This window comes from Paenibacillus hunanensis, from assembly GCF_014645615.1.
GTDB lineage: Bacteria > Bacillota > Bacilli > Paenibacillales > Paenibacillaceae > Saccharibacillus > Saccharibacillus hunanensis.
Genome location: NZ_BMMB01000003.1, coordinates 282,326 through 307,087, shown reverse-complemented (window position 1 = coordinate 307,087; position 24,762 = coordinate 282,326). Strand labels below are relative to the sequence as shown.

Here is a 24,762-nt window from a genome sequence, read left to right as displayed (position 1 = left end):
TGCATGTCCGGCGCTAGCTGTAACAAGATGAAGTAAAGGGATACGGTAACGCTTATGATCAATCGTAAAATACTGTGGCTGTTCATGCTGCCAGGAATAGTGCTCTATACCGGCTTGTTCGTATACCCGGCTTTATCGGGACTGTTTTATTCATTTACTAACTGGGACGGTGTATCGCCGTCCTATGATTTTGTCGGTATATCGAACTATAAGGAAAGCTTTGATAGCATTATTTTCCGCAAGGCATTTTTGAACAATATTAAATTTATGATCGTCGTTGTGGTCATTCAGACGATCGTATCACTTGTGCTGGCACTCATTCTGGCGAAAAATTCGAAGACAAGTGTGTTTTTTCGCGCATTATACTTTTTCCCGGCAATTCTGTCCTCGGTATCGGTCGGTCTGATCTGGTCGTTCATTTATGATCCATCGATTGGTTTGATCAATACAGGCTTGCAGCATGCTGGATTAGAGCAGCTAGCGAAAAGCTGGACAGGTGATGCCAAAATTGCGCTGTACTCGATTGCATTTGTGCAAATCTGGGCGCATGCCGGACAGATGATGATTATATTTATCGCAGGCTTACAGGCGATTCCTGGTGAGCTGGTTGAAGCCGCGCGCATCGATGGTGCGACTCGCTTGCAGGTATTTCGCAAAATTACGTGGCCACTACTTGCTCCATCGGCAGCAATCGTTATTTCGTATACGACGATTCAGTCGTTCAAGGCATTTGACCTTATTTTCGTCATGACGGATGGTGGGCCGAACTATGCAACTGAGATTTTGACGACCTATATTTATCATCTGGCATTTTCGAATTATTCCTTCGGTCTGGCTTCTGCCGGTTCGATGATCTTCCTCATCCTGCTTGGCATTTTGACATTCTTCCAGTTCCGCGCCCTGCGTCGGGATGGAGCGACAGGCTAAACAGTGAGTGAACCGGATGAATTCACAGATTATTAAGGTGGGAGGAAGGGCTACATGAAGTGGGTCGGACGCATCATTATGATTTTATACGGGCTGCTGATTGCAGCACCGCTCTATTTTGTCGTTGTTTCTTCATTCAAGACAAGCCAGGGCTTTTATGCCAGTCCACTAGGCTGGCCGCAGCCATGGAGCTTACAGAATTTTATTACGATTTTTCAGGCACAGCCAATGCTACAATATTTCTGGAATAGTGCCAGAGTGACGCTGTTTACGGTAGCGATTGTACTGTTTCTTGGCAGTCTGATCTCGTATGCGATTGTTCGCTTGGGCGGACGACTGGGTAAGTTTGCTTTTGCTTATTTTGTCGCGGGTCTTATCATCCCATCGCAGGTCATTATGCTACCGCTCTATTCACTCGTTCGGCAGCTGGGCTGGTCGGATAATCTGACCGCGCTGATCTTTGTATCGGCGGCAGGCTTATTGCCTTTGACTGTATTTACGTTGACTGGATTCATGGAAATGCTGAGTAAGGAAATGATGGAAGCAGGCAGTATGGATGGAGCCGGCGAATGGAAAATATACTGGCGACTCGTATTGCCGTTATCCGGGCCTTCGTTATCAGCGACGGCAGCATTTCTGTTCGTCATGGTCTGGAATGACCTGCTTATTCCGCTCCTGCTGCTCAACAGCACAGAGAAGCTAACCCTGCCACTCGCATTGATGCAATTCCGCGGTGAGTATGTAACCGATTATACGATGCTATTAACCGGAGTTGTGATTACGGCATTGCCGATGGTGATTCTGTTTACATTCCTGCAACGCTTCTTCGTAACGGGACTGACAGCTGGTTCAGTTAAAGGATAAGGCTTGTAACAGCAGAACTATACAGATAAAAGAATAGAATGATACGAAAAGAGCAATCATCCCTGAGGAAACTCCAGGGATGATTGCTCTTTATTTCGTATTATTTCATTAATGAACGAAACGTATACCTGGTGATTAACGAACAAAGCCCTGCCGAATCGCTACCACTGCTGCCTGTGTGCGATCCTTTACACCGAGCTTTTGAATGATATTGTGTACATGGGTTTTTACTGTGCTTTCTGATACATATAACTCATCGGCGATCTCAAAGTTACGTTTACCATACGCGATGGCTTGCAGCACCTCAAGCTCGCGCTCCGTCAGCGGCTCTAGCAATCCATCATAATGCACACTGGCTGCATGATTCGGATCATGAGCTTCGTCATGGTTACCAGATTCGGAGCTATAGACGGACATTGGGCGTCCTACTAGCTCCACCAGTGCATTGCCTGCATTGGTGGTATTATAGATCGCACCGCCAGCACAGATGGAGCGGATGCCCTGAATCATTTCACCCATATCAATATCCTTGAGCAAATAACCAGAAGCTCCTGCACGAATCCCATCAATCACATACTCCTGCACATCAAATGTTGTTAGTAGCACAATCCGTATGTCAGGCTGTGCGGTTAGAATCGCCTGTGTAGCTTCAATTCCGGTCATGCCGGGCATTTGAATATCCATTAGCATCAGATCAGGCTTGTGCTGCTCTGCTAATCGAACGGCATCATCACCGCTCGATGCTTCGGCGACTACCTCCATATCGGGCTGTAGATCAAGAATATAACGTATGCCCTGGCGAATAAGTGCCTGGTCATCGGCGAGAATGATACGAATAGTCTGCTGAGGTAGATTCATCATTACGCTCCTTTGTTTGGTTGCATGGTGGCATCATTTTGATTATACAGCTTAAAGATTCACTTATTGATCAGACTTATGGATAGAAATAGCTTGAGGATCATTGGGTAGCAGTTTATGGGTAGCTCTCCATTCTATATAGCATGCAGCAAAATGACACCTGCGCTGAAATGCTGCATGTTCGACCTTGCAGGCATCTGCTTATTCTCCAGCAGCAGATGCCTGATGAAGTCGCAGCGGCACGCTTGCCTTCACGGTTAACCCACCACCAGCGGTCGGTAAGAATTGGCAATCACCCTGCAATTCCGTACAGCGACGAATCATGTTTTTGACACCAAAGCCTTGTTTGATCGGCATATTCTCGCGAAAGTTGCCATTGTCTGTAATCGTAAGCAGGGCACAGCCCGCGGACTCGCCAATATCTACATTCACCTCGGTAGCTCCAGAATGACGTACAATATTCGTCAGCGATTCCTGTAAAATGCGGTACAATATACTTTCTACAGCTTCACCCCAATTACCGTAATCGCCCTCCGTGTGAAAGGTTAATTGTAATCCCGAACGCTCAGCTACTTGAGACGCAAGTAACCGTAGCTCATCCGAGGTGTGCTCACTTGTTGACCAATCTTTGACCACGCTTCGTACCTCTGCCAGACCTTGACGGGACACATCCAGCAATTGATCGACGGTATGCTCCGCCTGGTCGGGATTTTGCCGTACCATCCATTTAAGCGCCTGTAGCTGTACAATGATCGAGGTAAAATGATGACCGAGCCCATCGTGAATCTCGCCAGCAATACGGGTACGTTCTGCAAGTGCAGCATAGCGTACCGATTGCAGTGCATTTTCCTGTAGCTCGTCATGAGCGCTTTGTAGCTCACTGTGTACTTTTTCCAATTCATTTAATTGGTCGCGGTTAATTCGATTGACAGAGATATAACGCGATAGACTATGGATACCAAAATACGTACTAAGTAGTGAAATGAGCAGTGAAAATGGGAAATTCCCGTCATAGCTAATCGCCAGCATCAAGGCTCCAGTTAACAGATTGAGCGCTACCGCTAGCCGATCATTGCGCGCGGAGCGTACTGCCATAATAGAGAACCATATCCATAGAAAAGGTATCGTATATCTGGAAGAGTCAGGATCAAAAGATTCATTGATAAAGGTAATGCTAAATAAATACAGCGTAGCGATGACAACGACCACGTTGCCCATATGTACCTTACGCCATAATAAAAAGCCAAAAAATAGCATCGGTATGCCATAGCTGATCGATGACCACATAGGCTGCTCCTGATAAATCGACCAGAAGCTATATAGCAGGATACCTGTAATCGCCAGGCGAAATAAGGTTTTATTACTGCGTAACGTTTGTAGAAATGTCATAGGCTAGTGTCCTTTCTATCCTGAGGGTCGAAGCTTGTACCATTGTATACTATAGCAATTTTAACATCGTATAGAAGTTTGCGATATACATATAGAATTTATTGATTAGAGTCTGCATTGACGCTGCTGGAAGGCAGATGCTAGACTTGATTCAAGATTTAACCAACTTAACAGGTCGGAATTATGAGACATCGGTTAAGAGGTTGAAATGAAAGAGATATCGGCAATGAAAAACAGGTGAAGCTTGTGAACTAAGAAAGCGAGCCGATATGGCTGCGAGACGCACAGATCAATGGTTAAAAGTTGTTCGTAAGCATGTGAGTTGTTCGTAAGTATGATGGATGCTAAGCATATTCCACTCTATGATATTCGCTATTTAGAAATGAGAATCAGATCACTATATTTTATAGGAAAAGGGGTCTTCCAGATGGTAACAGTTAAAGCACCAGCCGCTTATTACAATGAGCCAGGCTTGCTAAAACGAAGTGGAGAATATATTCACACACTTGGTAGTCACGCACTTATCATTGGGGGTCATACCGCATTGTCGATTACAGAAGAAGCATTACAGGCATCGCTGATCGCAGCTGGTATTCGAGTAGAGATCAAGACCTTTGCCGGACAATGCACCGTGGAAGAGATTGGAGCCTATACCGCAATCGCCAAGCAATTGCAGGTAGATATCATTATTGCGGTGGGCGGTGGTAAAGTGCTCGACCTCTCCAAAGCCGTTGCTGAGGATGCCGGATTACCTATTGTAACGATCCCGACCATTCCAGCAACCTGCGCCGCATGGTCAGCACTGACAGTTCTCTATGATGAGCGCGGACAGGCGGCAGGCTATCGTCCACTTCTGCGCTCACCAGAGCTTGTATTGGCAGATACAGATCTGCTGGCTCAAGCACCACCGCGGTATCTGGCAGCAGGTATTGGCGATACGCTCGTAAAATGGTATGAGTTTGCAGTAAATCTGAGTGGAAATGCTGGAAGTGTTGCTTTACGAAGCAGCGTAGCGACAGCCAGGTTGGCACTGGATATTTTGGAGCGACATGCAACTGCGGTATATAAGGAAGCAGGGCAGCCAGGGTATGAGCCAGATGCTGCTTTTACCGAAGTGACCGATGCTATTATCTGGTTAGCTGGATTAGTCGGCTCCGTTCAGGATGGCTCGGTGCATGCAGCGATTGCTCATGGTTTGCATGATAGCCTCACCCGTATTGAAGAAACGCATGATCGTCTACATGGGGAAAAGGTCGCCTTCGGCTTGCTCACACAGTGGGTGCTGGAAGGAAAGTCGGGTGTAGAGCTAGAGCGACTCGCTTCATGGCTGCATGAGCTGGATCTACCGATTACCCTCGACCAGCTTGGCATCACGGCTGATGTGCAGCCAAGCGCCACATCGATCGCGGAGGGACTGGTGCTTCGTGAAGGAGCAGCTGCACAGCTTGACTTCGCTGTAACGACAGAGGCATTACAGGCAGCGATCATTCAGGCTAATGAGCTGGGACAGACACTAAGCCAGCGTTCATTACGTCCAACGCTTGTACAGACGATTGCTAATGCTTAAATAAACTAGCGTCCTCCTATCATATAAATAGAAAATAAATTCAATATTCAATTATGGATAAAAGGGTGATGTTCATGAAACAACGTATTTACAAGCCATTATTAGCGACTATACTGGGTGCGCTGCTTATCGTTATGGCAGGCTGCTCACAGCAGGGTACAGGTGCATCCGCAGATGCAGCGGCGGCTCAGGGTGGCGAAGGCGCAGTTGTGATCAAGGTAGGTCAGACGGGATGGGGCAATCTCGAACAGGGGCTAAAGGCGGCTGGGCTGGACAATACGCCCTACAAAATCGACTACAGTGTATTTCAGGGTGGCAATCTGATTTTGGAGGCGATGGCAGCGAACCAGGTCGACTTTGGCGTGACGAGTGAAATTCCGCCAATCTTTGCTTCACAGGCAGCCAATGGTGGCAATTTTAAAGTGGTGGCGGTGCAGGAGGGCAATACGCTTAATCAGGAGGTCGTTGTTCCTAAGGACTCACCGATCCATACGGCTGCTGATCTAAAGGGAAAAAAGGTCGCTTTTGTCAAAAATACAACGGCTCATTACTTCCTGCTGAAAATATTGCAAAATGCCGGGCTAACCTGGCAGGATATCCAGCCAGTCGAGCTGTCGACTGCCGATGGACTGAGTGCGCTAATTAGCGGCAAGGTGGATGCGCTGGCAAGCTATGGAAATGCGATTATCTCTGCTCATCAAAATGGAGCGACAACGCTAGCGAGTGCGAAGGATATTTTATCCGGACATTTCCTTGTTGCCGTATCCGATCCGGCACTTGCTGATAGCGCTAAGAAAAAAGCGATTACTGATTATCTGGCTCGTATCAATCAATTTTATGATTGGACACGCAGTCATCCAGAGGAATGGGCTAAGATTACCGCAGCTGCGACACACCAGCCAGAGGAGCAGGCCTTAACTACTCTCAAGGAAGGTGAGGCACAGCGTCCAAGTAAGGTCGTTGCTATATCGGATGCAGCAATAGCGTCCGAGCAGGATGTGGCAGATACATTTACCGATGCAGGTGTGCTGTCGTCCAAAGTAGACGTTAGTAAGTTCTGGAGCGATACATTAAGTAAGCAGCTGCCAGCATCGGACAAGACGAAGTCAAAGTAATCTAATCCAGAAGTAAGGAGGGGATGCACCGATGTCTTCCAAATCATTACCCGGCTCGTTGTCTGCTCCAAGTGTGGATACACCGACAGCACAGAGGGGATCAAGTTCGCGGTTGTCGATTCCGGCCACGGTCAGGACAGATGATACTAGGCGCTGGCGACGACTTGTACATGGGCTATTACCTTTTGTTCTACCTGTGCTGCTGATTGCAGTCTGGCAGCTCTTATCAACGACAGGCTGGCTTGCTAGTCAGATATTACCGTCACCTGCGCAGGTGCTTGAAGCCTTCTTCCGCTTGCTAGGAACGGGCGAGCTGATCAGCAATATCGCAATCAGCGCGCAGCGTGCGCTGAGTGGGTTTGCAATTGGTGGAGGATTGGGCTTTATACTTGGAGCGATTAACGGCATTTCTCGCCTATCTGAAAAAATATCGGATTCCTCCATCCAGATGATTCGCAATATTCCGCATCTGGCACTCATTCCACTCGTTATTGTCTGGTTTGGTATTGGGGAGGAGGCGAAGCTGTTTCTCGTGGCGCTCGGTGTATTCTTTCCCATGTACCTGAATACCTTTCATGGTATTCGCTCGGTAGACCCGGGATTGATCGAGATGGGGCGCGTGTATGGATTAAGCCGCATCGCGCTGTATGTGCATGTGATTTTGCCGGGTGCCCTGCCATCGATTCTTGTTGGTATTCGTTATGCGCTGGGTATTATGTGGCTGACACTGATCGTTGCCGAGACGGTAGCGGCAGATTCAGGTATTGGTTATATGGCGATGAATGCGCGTGAATTTATGCAAATGGATGTGATCGTGCTGAGTATTGTGCTGTATGCGTTACTCGGCAAGCTGTCGGATAGCATCGCCAAGCTGCTGGAAAAGCGCTGGCTGCGCTGGAATCCATCGTTATCTCGCAAATGAATAGGTAAGACGAGCAATCATGATTTTATAGGAGGGGTGTGCATGGCTGTGACGGAGCAGAAGCCATTTTTACAGATTCAGGGTGTGCAGAAGCAGTTTGGCACGCGTGTCATTTTGGAGCACATTGATGTAGAGGTACAGCGTGGAGAGTTTGTCGCAATTGTCGGACGCAGCGGCTGTGGGAAAAGCACGCTACTGCGTATGATCGCTGGACTGGAGCAGCCATCCGGTGGACAGATCGAGCTGGCGCAGCGCTCCGCCGATCCGGTAGCGACGACATCATCTGCTACGCTTCGCCAATATACACGTAAGCGGAGTAAGCTTGCACGCCAGCCGCAGACGGCGCGACCGAATACACGCTTTCTTTTTCAGGAGGCCCGATTATTACCCTGGAAGACGGTGCTGGACAATGTCAGACTCGGCATCCCGGATAAAAGTCGTGAGCATGCGGGTGAGGCATTACGACTCGTCGGTCTGGCAGATCGGGAAAAGGAATGGCCCGCTATATTATCTGGCGGTCAACGTCAGCGTGTGGCGCTAGCACGAGCACTGGCAAGTCATCCTGATCTGCTATTACTCGATGAGCCGCTCGGTGCACTGGATGCACTCACCCGAATCGAGATGCAGAAGCTGATCGAGCGACTCTGGATCGAACAGGGCTTGACGGTGGTGCTTGTGACGCATGATGTGAGCGAGGCGGTGGCACTTGCAGATCGGGTGCTGTTAATCGAGGAGGGACATGTGGCGCTGGATCTACGTATCACACTGGATCGGCCGCGTGAGCGAGATAGTGGGTTTGCTCATTTTGAAAATGTAATCCTGCATCGCTTATTACAGTATTCCGAATCATGAATTCGATAGCACATCCACCCATACTAAGGAGGAATAACCTATGACCCAAGCATTTAATAATACAGAAGGCTTCACCACTCCTTCCAATCCCCATGTGATCGTCTGGAGCAAGACGGGATGTCACTTTTGCCAGGAGATTAAGACATACCTGGAAACGAATGGCTATGCGTATACGAATCTGGAGGTAGCAGGGCATGATGAGCTACGTGACATTTTGGAAGCGAAATATGGCATTCGGCATGTGCCTGTCGTGGAGGTTGGGCAGGGAGCGACGTACACGGCTCTGCTGGAGCCTGATCTGGAGAAGCTGCGTCATCTGTTAGCAGGACAGCCTATTCAGCAATCGGTGTGAATAGGATAGAATCTCGCTTGACTAGTTAGGCCTATCACCAGCGGTACAATTACAGATTCATACCATCTTTATACCATCTAACCTATAACGAATCAGAGAGGATGACGATCATGACTAAACGTCAGTTGAAATTTGGTGCAATCATTCACGGAATCGGAGGCAGCATGTCCACCTGGAGACATCCTGAGGTGCAGGCAGATGCGAGTGTGAGCTTTGACTTTTACAAGCGTCAGGCGCAGAAGGCGGAGGAGGGCAAGTTCGATCTGGTGTTCATTGCGGATGGATTGTTCATCAATGAGAAGTCGCTCCCGCACTTTTTGAATCGTTTTGAGCCAGTGACGATTCTGTCCGCTCTGGCAGGCGTCACCTCGCGTATCGGATTGGTGGGAACAATCTCGACTAGCTATAGTGAGCCATTTACCGTTTCGCGTCAGCTTGCTTCGCTGGATCATATTAGCGGTGGTCGTGCAGGCTGGAATGTGGTCACTTCTCCACTGGAAGGCTCCGCGCTCAACTATAGTCGCGAAGAGCATCCTTCTCATCCAGAGCGTTACCGAATCGCTTCTGAATACCTGGATGTTGCGAAGGGTCTGTGGGATTCGTGGGAAGAGGATGCGTTCACACGGGATAAGGAGACGGGTGTATTCTTCGATCCAGACAAGCTGCACACCCTGCATCATAAAGGGGAATATTTCTCCGTGCAGGGACCACTCAATATTGGACGCACGCCGCAGGGACAGCCGGTTATTTTTCAGGCAGGCTCATCGGAGGATGGGAAAAATCTAGCTGCTCGCTCGGCCGATGCCATTTTCACAGGACAGGAGACGCTAGAGGACGCTCAGACTTTCTACCAGGATGTGAAAAAGCGTGTGGTGTTGTATGGACGAAGTGAGGATGAGGTAAAAATTTTACCGGGAATTAGCCCGATTATCGGCGCGACAGCAGAGGAAGCCGAGCGCAAATACGAGCAAATTGCCAGTCTCGTAACGATCGACAAGGCGCTGCAATATCTCGGTCGCTTCTTCGATCATCACGACTTCTCGCAATATCCGCTTGACGAGCCATTCCCTGAGTTACAGGATATCGGCAGCAACAGCTTCCGTAGTGGCACGGACAAGATCAAGCGCGATGCGAAGGAGCGCGGCTTAACGCTGCGACAGGTTGCTCTGCAAGCAGCGACACCACGCAGTAACTTTATCGGTACCGCAGAGCAGGTAGCGGATCGTGTACAGGAATGGTTTGAGCAGCGCGGTGCGGATGGCTTTATTATTCATTCGGAGCTACCGTCTGGATTGCACGATTTTGTAGAGCAGGTGGTGCCTATTTTGCAGGCGCGCGGTATTTATCGCGAGGATTATGAATATGAGACACTACGTGAGAATCTGGGCGTGCCAATCCCGCAAAATCGCTATACGGCTACCCCTGTGAATCAGTAAGGAAGCGTAGGCGTTGCATCAGGCTATAAGGATGCTATGCAGAGATTTCGATGCTAACATGACAACGATGGGAATCGACTCTGTATCTGTAGCTAGTCACTCCTGTAAGCTGATTCATTTTCCCATTCTGGCAACAAGCGGTGAGAAGCCGCGCCCTGTCTGGATTGGCTGCCTCTAACGCTATGAAACAGCTGTGAAGATAGGCAGTTAATCCGTTGACACCGCCTAACTCTGGTTCTATGATACATAAAACCAAGTTAAATGATTGGGAAAATAAGTTTTAATTATGCAGAAAGGGGAATGCACCGTGAACATTGAGAATATGGAAGCCTTTGTGTACATCCATCATTATGGCAGCTTCAATAAGGCGGCAGAGATTCTATTCCTGTCCCAGCCGTCCGTCACCGCGCGAATTCAATCGCTGGAGAGGGAGCTTGGCTGTAAGCTGTTCGAACGGCTAGGTCGGCAAATCATTTTGACCGAGGAAGGTCGTCGTTTTCTTCCCTATGCCCAGCAGATGCTACAGGTATTGCAAAAGGGCAAGCAGCGTATCCAGACCGTTCGCACCACACCAGAGGAGCTGACGATCGGATGTACACTATCCGTATCCAATTACGTCATTCCCGAGCTGCTACCACGGCTGAAGCAGCAATATCCGCACACCAATGTAAAGCTTGTCACAGCAACGACAGATCAGCTTGTTAGCCGTCTGCTAGGTAAGGAGCTGGATATTGCGTTTGTTCGTAAAATGCTGCATCCATCGATTCGTACCGTATCGTCCTATGAGGATCCGATCTCGCTGTACGTGTATCGAGATCATCCTTTTGCAACGGAGCAGCCGACCTCAATCGCGGCGCTGGAGCAGCAAAAGCTCGTATTCTTCGAATGCGGCTCACTCGATTGGCTACGCATCCACCGTGTATTTGAGACGATGGAATCACCACCAGAAATTGCCTTTCAGGTCGATCAGGCAGAGACAGCGAAAAAGCTTGTTTTGCAACAGGCTGGAATTGCCTTTCTGCCCGGGCTGAGTGTGCATGAGGAAGTGAAAGCAGGTCTACTCGTGCGAATCCATCTACCAGAGATTGAAAGCATCTCCTTGCAGACGAGTCTGGTTACTTTAAAAGAACAACCAGCACATATGACTGCTGCGATGGCAGAGCTGCTACGCGATCTGGATTACTTCCGCAGTCAGCGTCAAAGCAATCCTTCCATGGCTCAGCCCGCAGCGATTACAGGTTGATCCAACTTCCACTAGAGCGCTGAATTAACTTCAAGTGTACAAGCGAGCATCGATTGCTAAACAGTGGCAAAATCAATGCTGAGCAAGCGTTACCTAGCATAAAAGACAATGATGCATTTATAATTCCGACTAAATAGATAAGAATAGGGTGGTTCATGTATGTTCAAATCCATGTCTTCTGCAAAATCCATCAATACGAATCAAAACACTAATATAAATCAACACACAATAGATACAGGAGGTCAACTACGTACCCGTTACGTCTTCCGTAAGCATCCACTTTTGCAGGTCTCCACGCTATTGCTATTTGCCTTCGCGCTGTTGCTATCAGGCTGCGCTTCAGTAAGTGAATCGAGCGGCGGATCGGCAGGAGGTAGTACGGCTACATCAGGTGGCAACGAGACGGCAAGTGCGAGTGGTAATGTACGCAAAATTATCGTCGGTACAGGAACTCAATTCCCGAATGTATGCTTTATCGATGAAAATGGCAAGCTGACTGGATATGATGTGGAGCTGGTTCGCGAGATCGACAAGCGCCTGCCAGACGTAGAGTTCGAGTTTAAAACGATGGAATTCTCCAATCTTTTGCTTAGTCTGGAAACGAATAAGATTGATTTTGTTGCCCATCAGATGGAAACGAACCCGGAGCGTGAGCAGAAATATTTGTTCAACAAGGTGCCGTATAGCATTTTCCTGAATCGGGTGGCGGTTGCGAAAGACAATAATACGATCAAAGGGCTGGATGATCTAGCTGGCAAAAAAGTACTGACTGGCGCAACGAGCAATGCAGCGTATCTGCTGAATCAGTACAACAAAACACATAACAATGCGATTGATGTGGTGTACACAAGCGGTGCAGCCAACGACACGGTGCAGCAGATTGTGAGCGGACGTGTGGATGCGACGATCACTACCGATTTTGCGAATCGTTTTAACACGGATGCGGATGGTAATGTTGCACTGAAAACGGTCGGCGAGCCACTGAATGAGTCGAATGTATACTTCGTCTTCCGTAAAGACGAGCAGCCGCTTGCAGATGAGATCGATAAAGCGATTGAAGAGATTAAGAAGGATGGAACATTGAAGCAACTCAGTGAAAAGTGGCTTGGTGATGACTTTACCAAAACGCTGGCGGAAGCGAAGGTTACGCAGTAATTCGATAAAGGAGGCTCAGAATGAGCAGACGTTTTGACATTCATTATGTACTGGACTTCATTCCCAAATTGCTAGCCTATCTGAATATTACGCTGCTCATTGTGGGCAGCTCCATCGCACTCGGGTTATTGATCGGATTGCTGGTCGCTCTACCACGGCTGTATAACGTGCCTGGCTTGCAGCGATTATCACGCATCTATGTATCCTTTTTCCGTGGTACACCGATTCTGATTCAATTGTTTCTTGTGTATTATGGCTTGCCTGAGATACTCGGCTGGCTACATATCGATGTGTCACGCATTGCGGTGCTGTACTTTGTTATTTTGACGTATGCGCTGAATAGTGGGGCATTTATTTCAGAAATGATCCGTGCGGCGGTCGAAGCTGTTGATAAAGGGCAGGTAGAGGCGGCGCAGTCGATTGGCATGAGTGGCTATCAGACCTTTCGACGGATTATTTTGCCGCAAGCGCTGGGCATCTCGGTGCCGCTATTCGGCAATCTGGTAATCGGGAATCTAAAAGATACCTCGCTCGCGTTCACACTTGGCGTGATGGAGATGACCGGACGCTCGCAGACGCTTGGTACAGCCACACAGCATTTTATCGAAACGTATATTGCACTCTCACTGATCTATTTTGTCATTAGTGTGTTGCTGGAGCGTGCATTCGTCTGGCTGGAGCGTTATCTGAATCAGTATGCAGGCAAGGAGCAGACAAGCCGTCAGCAGCGTATGGCCAAACGCTGGCAGGCACGACTCATTCCAATCAGTGATCGAGGAGGGAAACAGGGATGAGCTTTGATCCTTCATTTATGTGGACGGCGTTTCTCAGTCTATTCAAGGCATTGCCAACCACATTATTCATTACGATCATTTCGGTGGCAGCAGGTTTGGTCATCGGCACGATCGTTGCGCTGGCGCGGCTGTATCGCATTCCGGTACTATCTCAGCTTGCTTCGGCGTATGTGACCTTTGTACGTGGCACGCCGATGCTGATGCATCTGCTGCTCATTTATTTTGGCTTACCGATCATCATCGACGGAATCGCCGGCTTAGTGGGCAGCTCGTTCACCTCTGCCTCGATTCCGCTGTTAGCCTTCGCCTGCATCGCCTTCTCGATTACTGCGGGTGCGTACATGTCAGAGGTTGTACGAGCAGGGATTCTGGCGGTGGATAAGGGACAGATTGAAGCAGCACATGCAGTGGGCATGACGACACCGCAGGCGCTACGGCGTATTGTATTTCCACAGGCACTGGCGGTCAGTCTGCCTAATCTATCGAATTCGGTTATCGGTATGCTGCATGGCTCGACGCTTGCCTATACGATCTCTGTCATCGAAATTAATGCACAGGCACAGATCGTCGCGGCGGACAATTGGAAATACTTTGAGGCTTATCTAGCAGCGGCGTTATTATTCTGGGGGCTGACGGTGCTCATTGAACGGATGAGTGGCTGGCTGGAATATCGTCTGAATCGCTTTCAACGTGGAGGTGCGGCATGATTCAACTGGAAGGTATCCGTAAGTCATTTGGCAAGCAGCAGGTGCTCGGTGGTATCAATCTGACCGTGCAAAAGGGTGAGGTGGTCGTTATTCTCGGCCCAAGCGGCTCGGGCAAAACGACATTGCTACGCTGCATCAATTATTTAGAACGCCCGGATCAAGGTGTCATTCAAATTGGCAATCAAAAGCTGGAGGGAAAGCACCCGGGCAGAAGTGAGATTCATCGACTGCGCCAGCGTACAGCGATGGTGTTCCAGCAATACAATCTGTTCAAGCATAAAACAGCACTGGAAAATGTGATGGAGGGACTTACCATTGTACGCGGTGTGCCTCGCGATACGGCAGCGGAGATCGGTATAGAGATGCTGGAAAAGGTCGGTCTGGGTGATCGTCTGCATTATTATCCGAGCCAGCTATCTGGCGGTCAGCAGCAGCGCGTCGGCATTGCGCGTGCACTGGCGCTTAATCCCGAGGTAATCCTGTTTGACGAACCGACCTCTGCGCTTGATCCAGAGCTGGTTGGTGAGGTGCTGGAGGTTATTCGCCGTATTGCAGAGGAAGGCATTACGATGATTATCGTCACCCATGAAATGGGCTTCGCTCGGGATGTGGCAAGTCGCGTTGTATTCATGGATGGGGGCGCAATCATCGAGCAGGGCACACCGGATGATATTTTCCAGCGTCCGCGTGAAGAACGTACCCGTCAATTTCTACGCCGAATTACACCGGAAGCGAATTATTCGATCTGATCTAGGAATGTTGTGATCGGATAGCAAGCGATCACTTACTATAGTAGCGATTTATCCTAACCAAAATGAATGGAGGCTTGGGTATGACTATACCTGTTGGCATATTGGATCAAACTCCGATTTATGAAGGGGAGACAGCAGAGCAATCATTTCAGCGCACCTTGCAGTTAGCTCAGCTCGCAGAGCGTCTCGGTTATCAGCGCTTCTGGGTATCCGAGCATCATGATTCGGCTCATGTATCGGGATCATCACCGGAAGTGTTGATCTCACATCTGCTAGCCCATACAAGCAAGCTGACCATCGGCTCCGGTGGCGTGATGCTACAGCATTATAGCCCGTATAAAGTTGCAGAGAACTTCAATGTACTCGCTTCACTAGCACCTGGCCGGGTAGAGCTTGGTATTGGTCGTGCCCCTGGTGGTCTGCCTCGTTCAACTCGTGCATTACAGGGCGAGCAGGGAGATGCACGCTCACTCACCGACAAGCTGGAGGAAACGCGTCGCTTCCTGCGCAATGAAGTGTCGGAAGATCATCCGCTGGCAGGCATTCATGTGAGTCCGCAGCCTGCACAGCCTGCACCATTATTTTTGCTTGGTGCCAGTCGTGATAGTGCCGAGCTAGCAGCACAGCAGGGCTTGCCGTATGTATTTTCTCTATTCATTAATGGGGATGAGAATATTGCCTTGGAAGCGATCGAGACGTATCGTCAATCATTCGTACCGTCACCTGAACTAGCACAACCGCATGCGATTCTGGCGTTATCTGTTATCGTAGCGGACACGAATGAACAGGCGAATGAGCTTGCTGGTGAGAATCTATCCGTCAAAATTCATCTGAACAGTGGACGTGTACTAACGGTTGCAACCGTTGAGCAGGCAGAGGAATTCGGACGCCAGTCGAACGAGCCATTTCGCATTGAAGTGAAGGAGGCGAAGGTGGTTAAAGGTTCGCCAGCTTCAGTGTACGCGCAGCTATTCGATATTCGCCAGCGTTTTGGTGTGAAGGAGCTAGTTGTGCATACGGTAATTCGAAGCTTTGAGCAGCGCGTGCGCTCATTTGAGCTGTTACAGCAGGCATTTGTCGAGAATGAGCACAACGAAGAAGCATGGGCAAGCGTGCCCGCGGTATCTTCGGGATCAGTCAGTTGATAGCGAAAGAATTATGGTAGATGGCGGTATAGCTTTAATTGCGAAAGGAGGCTGCTTATGATTGGAAGCGAAGCATTGCAGGAGCGTCTTATCGAGGTTAGACGTCACCTGCATCGATATCCAGAGTTATCTGGTGATGAGGTGGAAACAACCTCGTATCTGCGCAGTCAGCTACTGGCGGCAGAGATTCGTCTATTGGAGCTGCCCGGTGTAACGACAGGTGTAGTTGCTGAGATTGGTAGCGGCGAAGGCCCGCTTGTTGCCCTGCGTGGCGATATCGATGCTCTGCCTGTACAGGAAGAAACGGGACTACCGTTCGCTTCCAGTGTGCAGGGGCGAATGCATGCATGCGGGCATGATTTTCATGCAGCATCGCTGCTAGGAGCTGCCTATCTACTCAAGCGTGAGGAGACAACCCTGCAAGGGCGTGTCCGATTGATTTTCCAGCCTTCAGAGGAAAAGGCGACCGGTGCCCAGCAATTGATTCAAGCAGGTGTACTGGATAGTGTGGAGGCAGTGTTCGGATTGCATAACAAGCCTGATCTGGCTGTCGGTGAAATTGGAGTGCGAGAAGGCCCGCTAATGGCAGCGGCAGATGGCTTTCGTGTAGAGGTGCGAGGACGCGGTAGCCATGCAGCAGTACCGGATGCAGGCATCGATCCGATTGTGGCAGCGTCCCATATGATTACAGCATTGCAGTCGATTGTGAGTCGCAATGTGAGTGCGCAGGATAGCGCAGTCATTAGCGTGACGCGCTTGAATAGTGGGCATACATGGAATGTCATTCCGGAGCTGGCACATTTTCAAGGGACGATTCGCACATTTCAGGATGGTGTACGTCAGAAGGTGCGACAACAGTTTGAGCAGGTGATCTATGGTGTAGGCGCGGCTTTTGGTGTTGAGGTAGCGATTCAATGGATCGATGGGCCACCTCCGGTAGATAATACGGCAGAGTGGATTCCTGTAGTACAGGAGGCTGTTGCTGCGGCTGGCTTACAGGCGATCATTCCAAACGTATCGCCAGCAAGTGAGGACTTTGCCTTTTACCAGCAGCATCGTCCGGGTGTGTTTATATTCGTAGGAACGTCCGGGCCGCAGGAGTGGCATCATCCGGCATTTGATATCGATGAACGCGCACTCGCGCCAACGGCGACTGTGCTGGCAAGTATTGCCCATCATGCGCTAAAGCATCTGGCTGGTGCAAGGGTGGCTGCTGAGCAGACGAGCGGATAAGGGTGAATCTGGCGAGCAGGATCTTTTAGGTAGAAAGGGTAGATTCGAGGGATCGCAAGAGGCGCTTTATATTTTGTGCATCGTTTTTCATTTTACGGTGTGTCTATTGCTGTTGCCTGCAAGTCAGACCATGCGATTCTTTAACGAGACGAAAGGTGGTGTGTAACGATGAAACAAGCCTCTCATTCGCCTGATCTCACGCGATTATCACGTCATATTCCGCGTACGCCCTCGATTGGCAGTACAACGGTAACAGATGAGGATCATGTGCATTTATCATTTGGCTTTGCAGCGCCAGAGTTATTTCCGCTGGCAACGCTGGAGCAGGCTGCTGGTGAAGCGATTCGTACGCATGGCAGAGAAGCATTGCAATATTCAGGCGCACCCGGCCCGGATGATATTGTGAAATGGATCGAGCAGCGTGCACATCATAATGGATTGGATGTAGATTCGGCTCATGTGCTCGTTACGTATGGCGCTACACAGGGATTGTCACTGGCCGCCCAGCTATTGTTAGAGCCAGAGGATGAGGTATGGACGGAAGCGCCTACCTTTTTCAGTGCATTACAGGCTTTTCGATTGTCTGGTGCGGTGATTCGAGCCTTTCCACTGGAAGCGGATGGTCTGAATGTGGAGCTACTGGAGCAGGCGCTACAAGAGGCGCGCGCTACAGAGCGTCCACTGCCGAAGCTGCTATACACGATGCCTACCTATCATAATCCGGGTGGAGTCACGTTATCGGTTGCTAAGCGTCATCGATTAATAGAGCTGGCACGTGAATATCACTTTTATGTGCTAGAGGATGATGCATATGGGGAGCTGAATTTTACAGGTCAGCCGTGGCCCACGCTGTATTCCTTAGCGCCGGAGCGCGTCATTTATTTGAATACCTTTTCGAAAATTATTGCGCCCGGTCTGCGTCTTGGCTGGATGATTGCCCATCCAGAGCTTATCCAGCGGCTACGTATTCTGATGCTAGGCGGAAGTACAGGAGTGTTTACACAGGAGATTGTCGCAGCTCTTCTTCAAAATATCGATATGAATGAACATCTGGAGCGGCTGCGCACGCATTATCGTCAGCAACGCGATGTGATGGCAGCAGCGATTGATCGTCATTTGGGCGATGCAGTTCGCTATGTGCTGCCAGAGGGAGGCTTTTTCCTCTGGATTAGCTTTCGCGAAGTGATCGATACGACTGAGCTACAACAACGCGCATTCACGTATGGCGTGAGTATTGTGGATGGACGTAGCTTCTATCCGCAGCGCGATGTGGGACATCAGCTACGTCTGTGCTTTAGCTATTGTAATTCAGAGCAAATCGAGAAGGGCATTGCGCGGTTAGCGCGAGCTTATACAGATTATGTAGCCGAGCAGGAGGCGGTACAGCTGAATACGCTGGAATATCATAATCGAGTGTAGCCAGAGGTAGTGAGTAGAATACGAAAATGATGGACAATGACGTGTGCAGTGGGCGCACTTCATTGTCTTTTTGTTATGAACTAGGTTAGATATTCACATCCTGTGATCGTTCACTGATACATCGACACGATTGTTCAAATTCTGAATATATACAACATCGTCCCAAATTTTCTCCCCTACCCATTTGATTCTACAGTTGATAAATTAGCTGTGAAGCAGATTGTAATCGCTTTCTGTTTCGGGATATTGGAGATACCGTCCCGTTTCACCATTCTATGTTAAAGGAGCTTACACATGGGAAAAAGAAAAACATGGGGTATCGGTTTACTTACGGTTGGTCTGGTTGCCTCTATACTCGGACCGATCACACCAGCTCAGGCAGCAGCGGAGCAGCTTACAGTCGACGTTTCGCAAAACACGGGGGATATTAAGCACGGCGCTTCTGGTTTTCTGTACGGGATCGGTAGCCCTGGCGTGCCCAATCTCAATATGCTGGCACCGCTAAGCCCGCAGGCGATCGCGCAAAAGGCTCCCGATGGTTTACAGCATCCCAATGGAGACGCGTTAAAAGTTGCTCCAGAATTTGTTGAAGCTGGCGGTAAGGAAATTCAGATCTATATGCAGGATATTTATAAAAACTGGCCTTATGAAAATCTGGGAATGGACGATTACTTATCCAAAATTGATACGATGGTACCTAAAGTAGTTGCTGATCCGAACCATTCCAAATTTGTATATGTTCCTTTCAATGAGCCTGACGGCATCTGGTACCAGGGTTTATTCCAAACAGGAAGTGATGCACAAAAGAAATTTTTCGCTGACTGGAAAACTGCTTACCAGCGCATCAGATCTCTTGATCCTAATGCTCGCATTGGTGGCCCGACAACGTCTGTCTATAACGCTAAGTTTATGGAAGACTTCATGAACTTTGCCCAGCAGAACAATGTAGTACCAGACGAGATCATCTGGCATGAGCTGAACAATGATTTCTTCACTGACTGGTACAATCACTACAATCATTATAGAGGCGTAGAGCAGAAGCTGGGTATTAGCAAGCTTCCGATTGCGATCAATGAATATGCACGCCCATCTGATCTGGGAATACCAGGTGAGCTTGTTCAGTGGGTAACCCGTCTGGAAAATAGCAAGGTCAACGGTATGCTCGCGTACTGGTCAGCCGCAGGCACATTGAATGATCTGGTCACGCAAAATAACAAGCCGACCGGCGGCTGGTGGCTGTACAAATGGTATGGCGAAATGACCGGACATACCGTAGCGACCACACCAACAGCAACAACAGGCTCGTTCCAGGGTCTGGCTACAGTCGATGACGCGAAAAAGCAAGTACGCGTGCTGTTCGGTGGCTCCTATCCTGACGATACGTACAGCACCAATATTGCTGTAAAGGGTCTGTCCGCCAATACGTACGGTCAGCGTGTACACGCAACGGTATGGGGTGTGGACAGCACAGGAACCTCACCTTCGAGTGGCCCTTATGTCGTGCAGGAAGGCGACTATAATATCTCTAATGGGCAGATTAATGTACCGCTGAGTAACTTGAAGGCAAAGTCTGCTTATCAGCTTATCATTACACCGGATACAAGCCAGTCAACCGTGAACAATGCGGGTCGCTACGAAGCGGAATATGCTAAAGTAGATGGTGCAGCAACCGTAGATTATGGTAATCGCACGGGTTATTCCGGTACAGGTTATGTAACACTTCCAGGATCACAGCAAGCTTCGACGCAATATGTTGTTCAGGTGCCTACGGATGGCTATTACAATCTGGATCTTCGTTATGCTGCAACAGGCAGTAATCAGGCGGATATTACGGTAAATGGAGAAGACTTAACGACCGTATCGCTACTGCCTACAGCGACATGGAACACGGAAAGTCTGACTGTGTACTTGCAGGCAGGAATTAACCGTATTGGCTATAGCCATGCAAGTGGCAATTCAGGCTCCACCGTGCTGGATTATCTAAATGTGTCCCAGGGCACAGGCGATGTGAGCTCCTATCAAGCTGAAGCAAGTGATAATACCTTATCCGGTACGGCAAAAGTGGAAAGCTCGTCCAGTGCATCCGGTGGACAATATGTAGGCTGGATTGGTAGCGGTACCAATAATACGCTTCAATTCAATAATATCAATGTACCGACAGCAGGTACGTATCGTATGGTGGTAACCTTTGCGAATGCTGAGGTGGAAGGTAATCACCAGTACAATACGAATGTGGTGGATCGTCTTGCGAACATTACAGTTAATGGTGATCAAACGCAGTCGCGTTATTTCCACAATACACGTAGCTGGAGTAGCTTCCAGACGACGACATTCGATGTACAGCTAAAGGCTGGCGCCAATACGATCAAGTTTGGCAATGCCGATGGCTATGTACCTAATATCGATCTGATTCAGATCGCTGCCCCATTTGTAACACCTGCACCAGTCGCTAGCAGTGTGACTGGCGATACGTATCCATCTGAAAATCAATAAATTACAGCTTGCTTTGCACCGATATAAAGCTATAAAGCGAGCAAATTGAATAGTACAGGGATGGATGCACAGCGTATACGGGTGCATCCATTTCCCGTAGGAATACATTATACATTCTGGCTGTACAATTCGAACGAGCGGGTGAAGCGAAATGAAGACGAGAAGGATACGCACAAAAATCGCACTGGCTATGCTACTCACGACGATCTGTCCATTATTACTCACATCGATCGTCATTTTATGGCAGGTATCTCAAAATATCGAACAAAATCGTCTGTTTGCACAAACCCGAATCTCGGAGGATTTACAGCTACAAATCCAGCAATATATGAATGAGATGCAGGAAACATCGTATCAAATTTATACCAATTATACGATGGTGCATAAGCTGTATAAGAGCGTACAGGAGCATCCCGGTGAGACGCCGAATTATGATGTGACCTTTCAGTTGAAGGAGTTTTATTTGAATACGTATAGTCGTCTGGAGGAAAAGGACATTAAGGGCATGTACATTCTCGATTTTGATGGTCATGTGTATGCTGACTTTTTCCCTTACTACTACTTACGGCTGAATCAGCAATATAACAAGGAGACAATCGCTCCCTTACAGGCACCTTATCAAAAGCCTACCTTTACGATTCATCAGGACAGCATCTACGGACAGCCCATTTTGCGTTATTTATATCCGATTAAAATGATCGGTCGCCCATTCGCGGTACTCGTCATTGATATGGATGAAAAGCCATTTGCTGAGCTAGTGGAGCGTTACAATATTTTTGAAAATGGGCAAATTACAATCTGGAGCCCTCAGCATGAGCTGATCTATCGTACGGCACAAACCAAGCCCTCCGCTGACTATTCCGAAACGATTCAGATTGATCTGCCAACGGGTGGCAATCAGCTGCGCTATGAATTCAATATTGCCCCGCATTTGCTATTTTTCCGTAGCTTTGCGATTGGGATTATCGCCTTCTCGGTGCTGCTAAGCATTATTTTAGCGACCTGGTTGAGTCATAATCTTACCCGACCGATTATCGAGCTATGCAGCAAAATGAATGATATTCGGCGTGGCAAATACAATGTGCGGGTACGTCTGTCCACAACGGACGAGATCGCTTTTCTCGGTAAGCAATTCAACGAAATGGCTCATCGTATTGAGCAGCATGTCGATCATGAATTAAAGCTACAGCTCAAAAATCAAGAGTCTCAGATCAAGGCACTACAATCGCAGATCTCACCTCATTTTCTATTCAATACCTTACAATTGATCTCGAATATTGCGATGGTGAATCAGGTGCCGGAAATGCGTTTTATATGCCAGTCGTTAAGCAATATGTATCGTTACAATATCGATATCAATCGCGAATGGGTGCAGGTCAAGGATGAAATCTCCCATGTGCGCAATTATATGCTAATCATCAACAAGCGTCTGCCAGATGGTATCAAAATCTCGATTCATCTGGAGCCGTCGATTCGTAATCTGTGGATTCCCAAGCTCATCCTGCAACCTGTCGTTGAGAACGCAGTCGAGCATGGACTACTACCATTACTACACGGGAAAAAACTGATGCGAATTAGCGCCTCAGCCGATTGGGAGCAGCGCACCCTCACTTTCCATGTGCTTGATAATGGCGTAGGTATTGATGAGGATGCGCTACAGAAGCTACGGCATTCGCTCAATCACGATGAGATTTTCTCACAGGCGACAGGTGCTTCGATCGGGCTGCTTAATATTCAGACGAGAATCAAGCTAATCTGTGGGACTAGCTATGGAATTGAGATTAGCAGTAAGCCGAATACAGGTACACTACTCACATTCAGACTACCATTGAAGGAGGTTGATCAGGCATGAAGGTATTAATTGTTGATGATGAAGTGACCATACACAGACAGCTGGAGCAATGCCTTGATTGGGCGCAATATGGATGGGAGATTGTCGGTCACGCCTACAATGGCGAGGAAGCCTGTCAGATCGTGGAGCAGCAGCAACCGGATGTGATTTTAACCGATATTCGGATGCCGCATATGGATGGATTGCAGTTTTTGACGTGGCTCAAGCAATCGCCGAGTCATGCGAAGGTTGTGGTGCTGAGTGGCTATGGCGATTATGAATACTCACGGGCTGCCTTTTTACTACAGGTGACCGATTATTTGCTCAAGCCAGTCAATGAGGCAGAGCTCCTGCATCTGCTCAGTCGGCTGGAGGTAGAATTGCTACAGGAATCGCAATCCCGATATCAGCATCGTGAGCAGCAGGTCGCGTTATATCAGGGCTTACAGCTGATGCAGGATGAATGGATCAGCCATCTACTGAATACGCACACACGGAATGAAAATGAGATTATCGTTGAAGCGGAACAGCTGAAAATTACAGTACCCGAGGAAGCTTATCATATCGTGATGATCAAGCTGCTGGATGTGAATTCTAGCATTGTCAGTCGCTATCAAAGTGATAAGGGCTCGTTTTATTTTGCCGTGCGCAATATCGTAAGAGAAAGTATGGCTGTCTATGATGAGCAGACAGATATTTTCCGCAATCTGAATGGGTATCATGAATTTCTATTTTTTCAGCCTGCGGAGAAGGATCGCCTGACCCTACAGCATATGCTGAAAAAGATACAGGTAGCGTTATCCTCGTATTTGCGCGTAAGCGTGAAGCTGGGGATCAGCGCGCGGAAAAAGCGTATTATTGCGATGGAAAGCGCGTATCAGGAGGCAAGACATGCAGTGAAGCAACTACGTCTAGGGGATCGGGATACGATTGCCTTTTATGATGAGCTGGCAGGGCCAGCAGCCGTATATCCTCATGCGGCGGCATGGGAAGAAGTACACGAATGGCTGCATATGATGCTCACTACCGGAGCGCTGCATAGCCAGATGTCATTAATCGATAAGCTGGACCAGCTATTAGAAAATAGCCAGCTGGAGCAGATGACGATCAATGAACTACAGACGAATATTACGCGATTACTCCAGCGCCTGGAATCCGAGCAAAAGGATGAGCATACACTCATGCTACTCGCACAGATTCGTTCCAGTATGCAGGAGCTTGATCTGGAACAGATGAAGCATCGTCTATATGAGCTGATCACGTATCATATGAACCAATCGTCCGAGCAAACTAAATCGAAAACGGCGCGTCAGTTAATTTCACAGATTAAACGCTATGCCAGCGAGCATTATTGCACAGTGACACTAGAGGAGATTTCACGTCGCTTTTTCATTAATAAAAATTATTTCTGTACCCTGTTCAAGGAGGAAAACGAGGAAAGCTTTCTGGAGTTTTTAACACGCATTCGGATGGAGCAGGCGAAAAAGCTACTGCTCAATACCGATCTGAAAACATACGAGGTGGCCGCCCGGGTTGGATATGCGGATGCACGCTATTTTAGTCAGGTGTTCAAAAGGGCAACCGGCATACAGCCAAGTCAATTCAAGCAGGAGCAGCTTGGGGGCAAGGATGGCGAAGTGTTGAATAATTTCAGAAGTGTTGAATAATTTCAACTATAATCTGAATTTCACCTTATCGGCATTGAAGC

General features: G+C 48.6%; 21 protein-coding genes. 19 read left to right on the top strand and 2 right to left on the bottom strand.

Going from position 1 to position 24,762, the window contains the following annotated elements; genetic code table 11:
- Positions 1 to 54 precede the first annotated feature (54 nt).
- Entirely contained in the window at positions 55 to 927 is an 873-nt protein-coding gene (locus IEX62_RS07595) for a carbohydrate ABC transporter permease (RefSeq protein ID WP_188774825.1), read from the top strand.
- Positions 928 to 981: 54 nt separating this feature from the next.
- On the top strand, positions 982 to 1,791 hold the full coding sequence (locus IEX62_RS07590) for a carbohydrate ABC transporter permease (RefSeq protein ID WP_188774824.1): 810 nt from the start codon (positions 982 to 984) through the stop codon (positions 1,789 to 1,791).
- 135 nt (positions 1,792 to 1,926) lie between these two features.
- Here IEX62_RS07590 and IEX62_RS07585 read toward each other — a convergent pair whose 3' ends face one another.
- Positions 1,927 to 2,649, bottom strand: a complete 723-nt coding sequence (locus tag IEX62_RS07585; protein WP_188775060.1) for a response regulator transcription factor — start codon at positions 2,647 to 2,649, stop codon at positions 1,927 to 1,929.
- Positions 2,650 to 2,850: 201 nt separating this feature from the next.
- On the bottom strand, positions 2,851 to 4,038 hold the full coding sequence (locus tag IEX62_RS07580; RefSeq protein WP_188774823.1) for a sensor histidine kinase: 1,188 nt from the start codon (positions 4,036 to 4,038) through the stop codon (positions 2,851 to 2,853).
- Between the two features lie 427 nt (positions 4,039 to 4,465).
- On the opposite strand from IEX62_RS07580, the gene IEX62_RS07575 reads away from it, so the two are divergent.
- The 17 genes from IEX62_RS07575 (at position 4,466) to IEX62_RS07495 (ending at position 24,721) form a co-directional block, all read left to right on the top strand.
- A complete protein-coding gene (locus IEX62_RS07575; RefSeq protein ID WP_188774822.1) occupies positions 4,466 to 5,605 on the top strand; it encodes an iron-containing alcohol dehydrogenase family protein in 1,140 nt (379 codons plus the stop codon).
- Positions 5,606 to 5,679: 74 nt separating this feature from the next.
- Complete coding sequence (locus IEX62_RS07570) at positions 5,680 to 6,720, top strand: ABC transporter substrate-binding protein (protein ID WP_188774821.1); 1,041 nt, start codon at positions 5,680 to 5,682, stop codon at positions 6,718 to 6,720.
- Between the two features lie 31 nt (positions 6,721 to 6,751).
- The gene (ssuC, locus tag IEX62_RS07565) at positions 6,752 to 7,642 is read left to right on the top strand and encodes an aliphatic sulfonate ABC transporter permease SsuC (RefSeq protein ID WP_188774820.1); all 891 of its coding nucleotides are present in this window, start codon (positions 6,752 to 6,754) and stop codon (positions 7,640 to 7,642) included.
- A gap of 42 nt (positions 7,643 to 7,684) precedes the next feature.
- On the top strand, positions 7,685 to 8,494 hold the full coding sequence (locus IEX62_RS07560; protein WP_188774819.1) for an ATP-binding cassette domain-containing protein: 810 nt from the start codon (positions 7,685 to 7,687) through the stop codon (positions 8,492 to 8,494).
- A gap of 40 nt (positions 8,495 to 8,534) precedes the next feature.
- Entirely contained in the window at positions 8,535 to 8,846 is a 312-nt protein-coding gene (locus tag IEX62_RS07555) for a glutaredoxin family protein (RefSeq protein ID WP_188774818.1), read from the top strand.
- Between the two features lie 110 nt (positions 8,847 to 8,956).
- Complete coding sequence (locus IEX62_RS07550; RefSeq protein ID WP_373289105.1) at positions 8,957 to 10,282, top strand: LLM class flavin-dependent oxidoreductase; 1,326 nt, start codon at positions 8,957 to 8,959, stop codon at positions 10,280 to 10,282.
- Positions 10,283 to 10,589: 307 nt separating this feature from the next.
- A complete protein-coding gene (locus tag IEX62_RS07545) occupies positions 10,590 to 11,525 on the top strand; it encodes a LysR family transcriptional regulator (RefSeq protein WP_188774817.1) in 936 nt (311 codons plus the stop codon).
- Positions 11,526 to 11,684: 159 nt separating this feature from the next.
- Positions 11,685 to 12,680, top strand: coding sequence for a transporter substrate-binding domain-containing protein (locus IEX62_RS07540; RefSeq protein WP_229685672.1), 996 nt, complete (start codon positions 11,685 to 11,687; stop codon positions 12,678 to 12,680).
- A 20-nt stretch (positions 12,681 to 12,700) separates the two neighbouring features.
- The gene (locus IEX62_RS07535) at positions 12,701 to 13,474 is read left to right on the top strand and encodes an amino acid ABC transporter permease (protein ID WP_188774816.1); all 774 of its coding nucleotides are present in this window, start codon (positions 12,701 to 12,703) and stop codon (positions 13,472 to 13,474) included.
- Positions 13,471 to 14,181 carry an amino acid ABC transporter permease gene (locus tag IEX62_RS07530; protein ID WP_188774815.1) on the top strand — a complete coding sequence of 237 codons (711 nt, stop codon included), beginning with the start codon at positions 13,471 to 13,473 and terminating at the stop codon, positions 14,179 to 14,181. The genes IEX62_RS07535 and IEX62_RS07530 overlap by 4 nt, the downstream gene beginning before the upstream one ends.
- Positions 14,178 to 14,930 carry an amino acid ABC transporter ATP-binding protein gene (locus IEX62_RS07525; protein WP_188774814.1) on the top strand — a complete coding sequence of 251 codons (753 nt, stop codon included), beginning with the start codon at positions 14,178 to 14,180 and terminating at the stop codon, positions 14,928 to 14,930. Before IEX62_RS07530 ends, IEX62_RS07525 begins: the two co-directional genes overlap by 4 nt.
- An 83-nt stretch (positions 14,931 to 15,013) precedes the next feature.
- Complete coding sequence (locus IEX62_RS07520; protein ID WP_188774813.1) at positions 15,014 to 16,078, top strand: LLM class flavin-dependent oxidoreductase; 1,065 nt, start codon at positions 15,014 to 15,016, stop codon at positions 16,076 to 16,078.
- Between the two features lie 57 nt (positions 16,079 to 16,135).
- A complete protein-coding gene (locus IEX62_RS07515; protein ID WP_188774812.1) occupies positions 16,136 to 17,311 on the top strand; it encodes an amidohydrolase in 1,176 nt (391 codons plus the stop codon).
- A gap of 168 nt (positions 17,312 to 17,479) precedes the next feature.
- On the top strand, positions 17,480 to 18,730 hold the full coding sequence (locus IEX62_RS07510) for an aminotransferase-like domain-containing protein (protein WP_188774811.1): 1,251 nt from the start codon (positions 17,480 to 17,482) through the stop codon (positions 18,728 to 18,730).
- A 294-nt stretch (positions 18,731 to 19,024) separates the two neighbouring features.
- The gene (locus tag IEX62_RS07505) at positions 19,025 to 21,223 is read left to right on the top strand and encodes a CBM35 domain-containing protein (protein ID WP_188774810.1); all 2,199 of its coding nucleotides are present in this window, start codon (positions 19,025 to 19,027) and stop codon (positions 21,221 to 21,223) included.
- 151 nt (positions 21,224 to 21,374) lie between these two features.
- A complete protein-coding gene (locus IEX62_RS07500) occupies positions 21,375 to 23,075 on the top strand; it encodes a sensor histidine kinase (protein WP_188774809.1) in 1,701 nt (566 codons plus the stop codon).
- A complete protein-coding gene (locus IEX62_RS07495) occupies positions 23,072 to 24,721 on the top strand; it encodes a response regulator transcription factor (protein ID WP_188774808.1) in 1,650 nt (549 codons plus the stop codon). The genes IEX62_RS07500 and IEX62_RS07495 overlap by 4 nt, the downstream gene beginning before the upstream one ends.
- Positions 24,722 to 24,762 lie beyond the last annotated feature (41 nt).

Excerpts from the sequence above, each read along its gene's own strand:
- IEX62_RS07595 (WP_188774825.1), top strand. The coding sequence starts at position 55 with ATGATCAATCGTAAAATACTGTGGCTGTTCATGCTGCCAGGAATAGTG.
- IEX62_RS07590 (WP_188774824.1), top strand. The coding sequence starts at position 982 with ATGAAGTGGGTCGGACGCATCATTATGATTTTATACGGGCTGCTGATT.
- IEX62_RS07585 (WP_188775060.1), bottom strand. The coding sequence starts at position 2,649 with ATGAATCTACCTCAGCAGACTATTCGTATCATTCTCGCCGATGACCAG.
- IEX62_RS07580 (WP_188774823.1), bottom strand. The coding sequence starts at position 4,038 with ATGACATTTCTACAAACGTTACGCAGTAATAAAACCTTATTTCGCCTG.
- IEX62_RS07575 (WP_188774822.1), top strand. The coding sequence starts at position 4,466 with ATGGTAACAGTTAAAGCACCAGCCGCTTATTACAATGAGCCAGGCTTG.
- IEX62_RS07570 (WP_188774821.1), top strand. The coding sequence starts at position 5,680 with ATGAAACAACGTATTTACAAGCCATTATTAGCGACTATACTGGGTGCG.
- ssuC (WP_188774820.1), top strand. The coding sequence starts at position 6,752 with ATGTCTTCCAAATCATTACCCGGCTCGTTGTCTGCTCCAAGTGTGGAT.
- IEX62_RS07560 (WP_188774819.1), top strand. The coding sequence starts at position 7,685 with ATGGCTGTGACGGAGCAGAAGCCATTTTTACAGATTCAGGGTGTGCAG.
- IEX62_RS07555 (WP_188774818.1), top strand. The coding sequence starts at position 8,535 with ATGACCCAAGCATTTAATAATACAGAAGGCTTCACCACTCCTTCCAAT.
- IEX62_RS07550 (WP_373289105.1), top strand. The coding sequence starts at position 8,957 with ATGACTAAACGTCAGTTGAAATTTGGTGCAATCATTCACGGAATCGGA.
- IEX62_RS07540 (WP_229685672.1), top strand. The coding sequence starts at position 11,685 with ATGTTCAAATCCATGTCTTCTGCAAAATCCATCAATACGAATCAAAAC.
- IEX62_RS07535 (WP_188774816.1), top strand. The coding sequence starts at position 12,701 with ATGAGCAGACGTTTTGACATTCATTATGTACTGGACTTCATTCCCAAA.
- IEX62_RS07530 (WP_188774815.1), top strand. The coding sequence starts at position 13,471 with ATGAGCTTTGATCCTTCATTTATGTGGACGGCGTTTCTCAGTCTATTC.
- IEX62_RS07525 (WP_188774814.1), top strand. The coding sequence starts at position 14,178 with ATGATTCAACTGGAAGGTATCCGTAAGTCATTTGGCAAGCAGCAGGTG.
- IEX62_RS07520 (WP_188774813.1), top strand. The coding sequence starts at position 15,014 with ATGACTATACCTGTTGGCATATTGGATCAAACTCCGATTTATGAAGGG.
- IEX62_RS07515 (WP_188774812.1), top strand. The coding sequence starts at position 16,136 with ATGATTGGAAGCGAAGCATTGCAGGAGCGTCTTATCGAGGTTAGACGT.
- IEX62_RS07510 (WP_188774811.1), top strand. The coding sequence starts at position 17,480 with ATGAAACAAGCCTCTCATTCGCCTGATCTCACGCGATTATCACGTCAT.
- IEX62_RS07505 (WP_188774810.1), top strand. The coding sequence starts at position 19,025 with ATGGGAAAAAGAAAAACATGGGGTATCGGTTTACTTACGGTTGGTCTG.
- IEX62_RS07500 (WP_188774809.1), top strand. The coding sequence starts at position 21,375 with ATGAAGACGAGAAGGATACGCACAAAAATCGCACTGGCTATGCTACTC.
- IEX62_RS07495 (WP_188774808.1), top strand. The coding sequence starts at position 23,072 with ATGAAGGTATTAATTGTTGATGATGAAGTGACCATACACAGACAGCTG.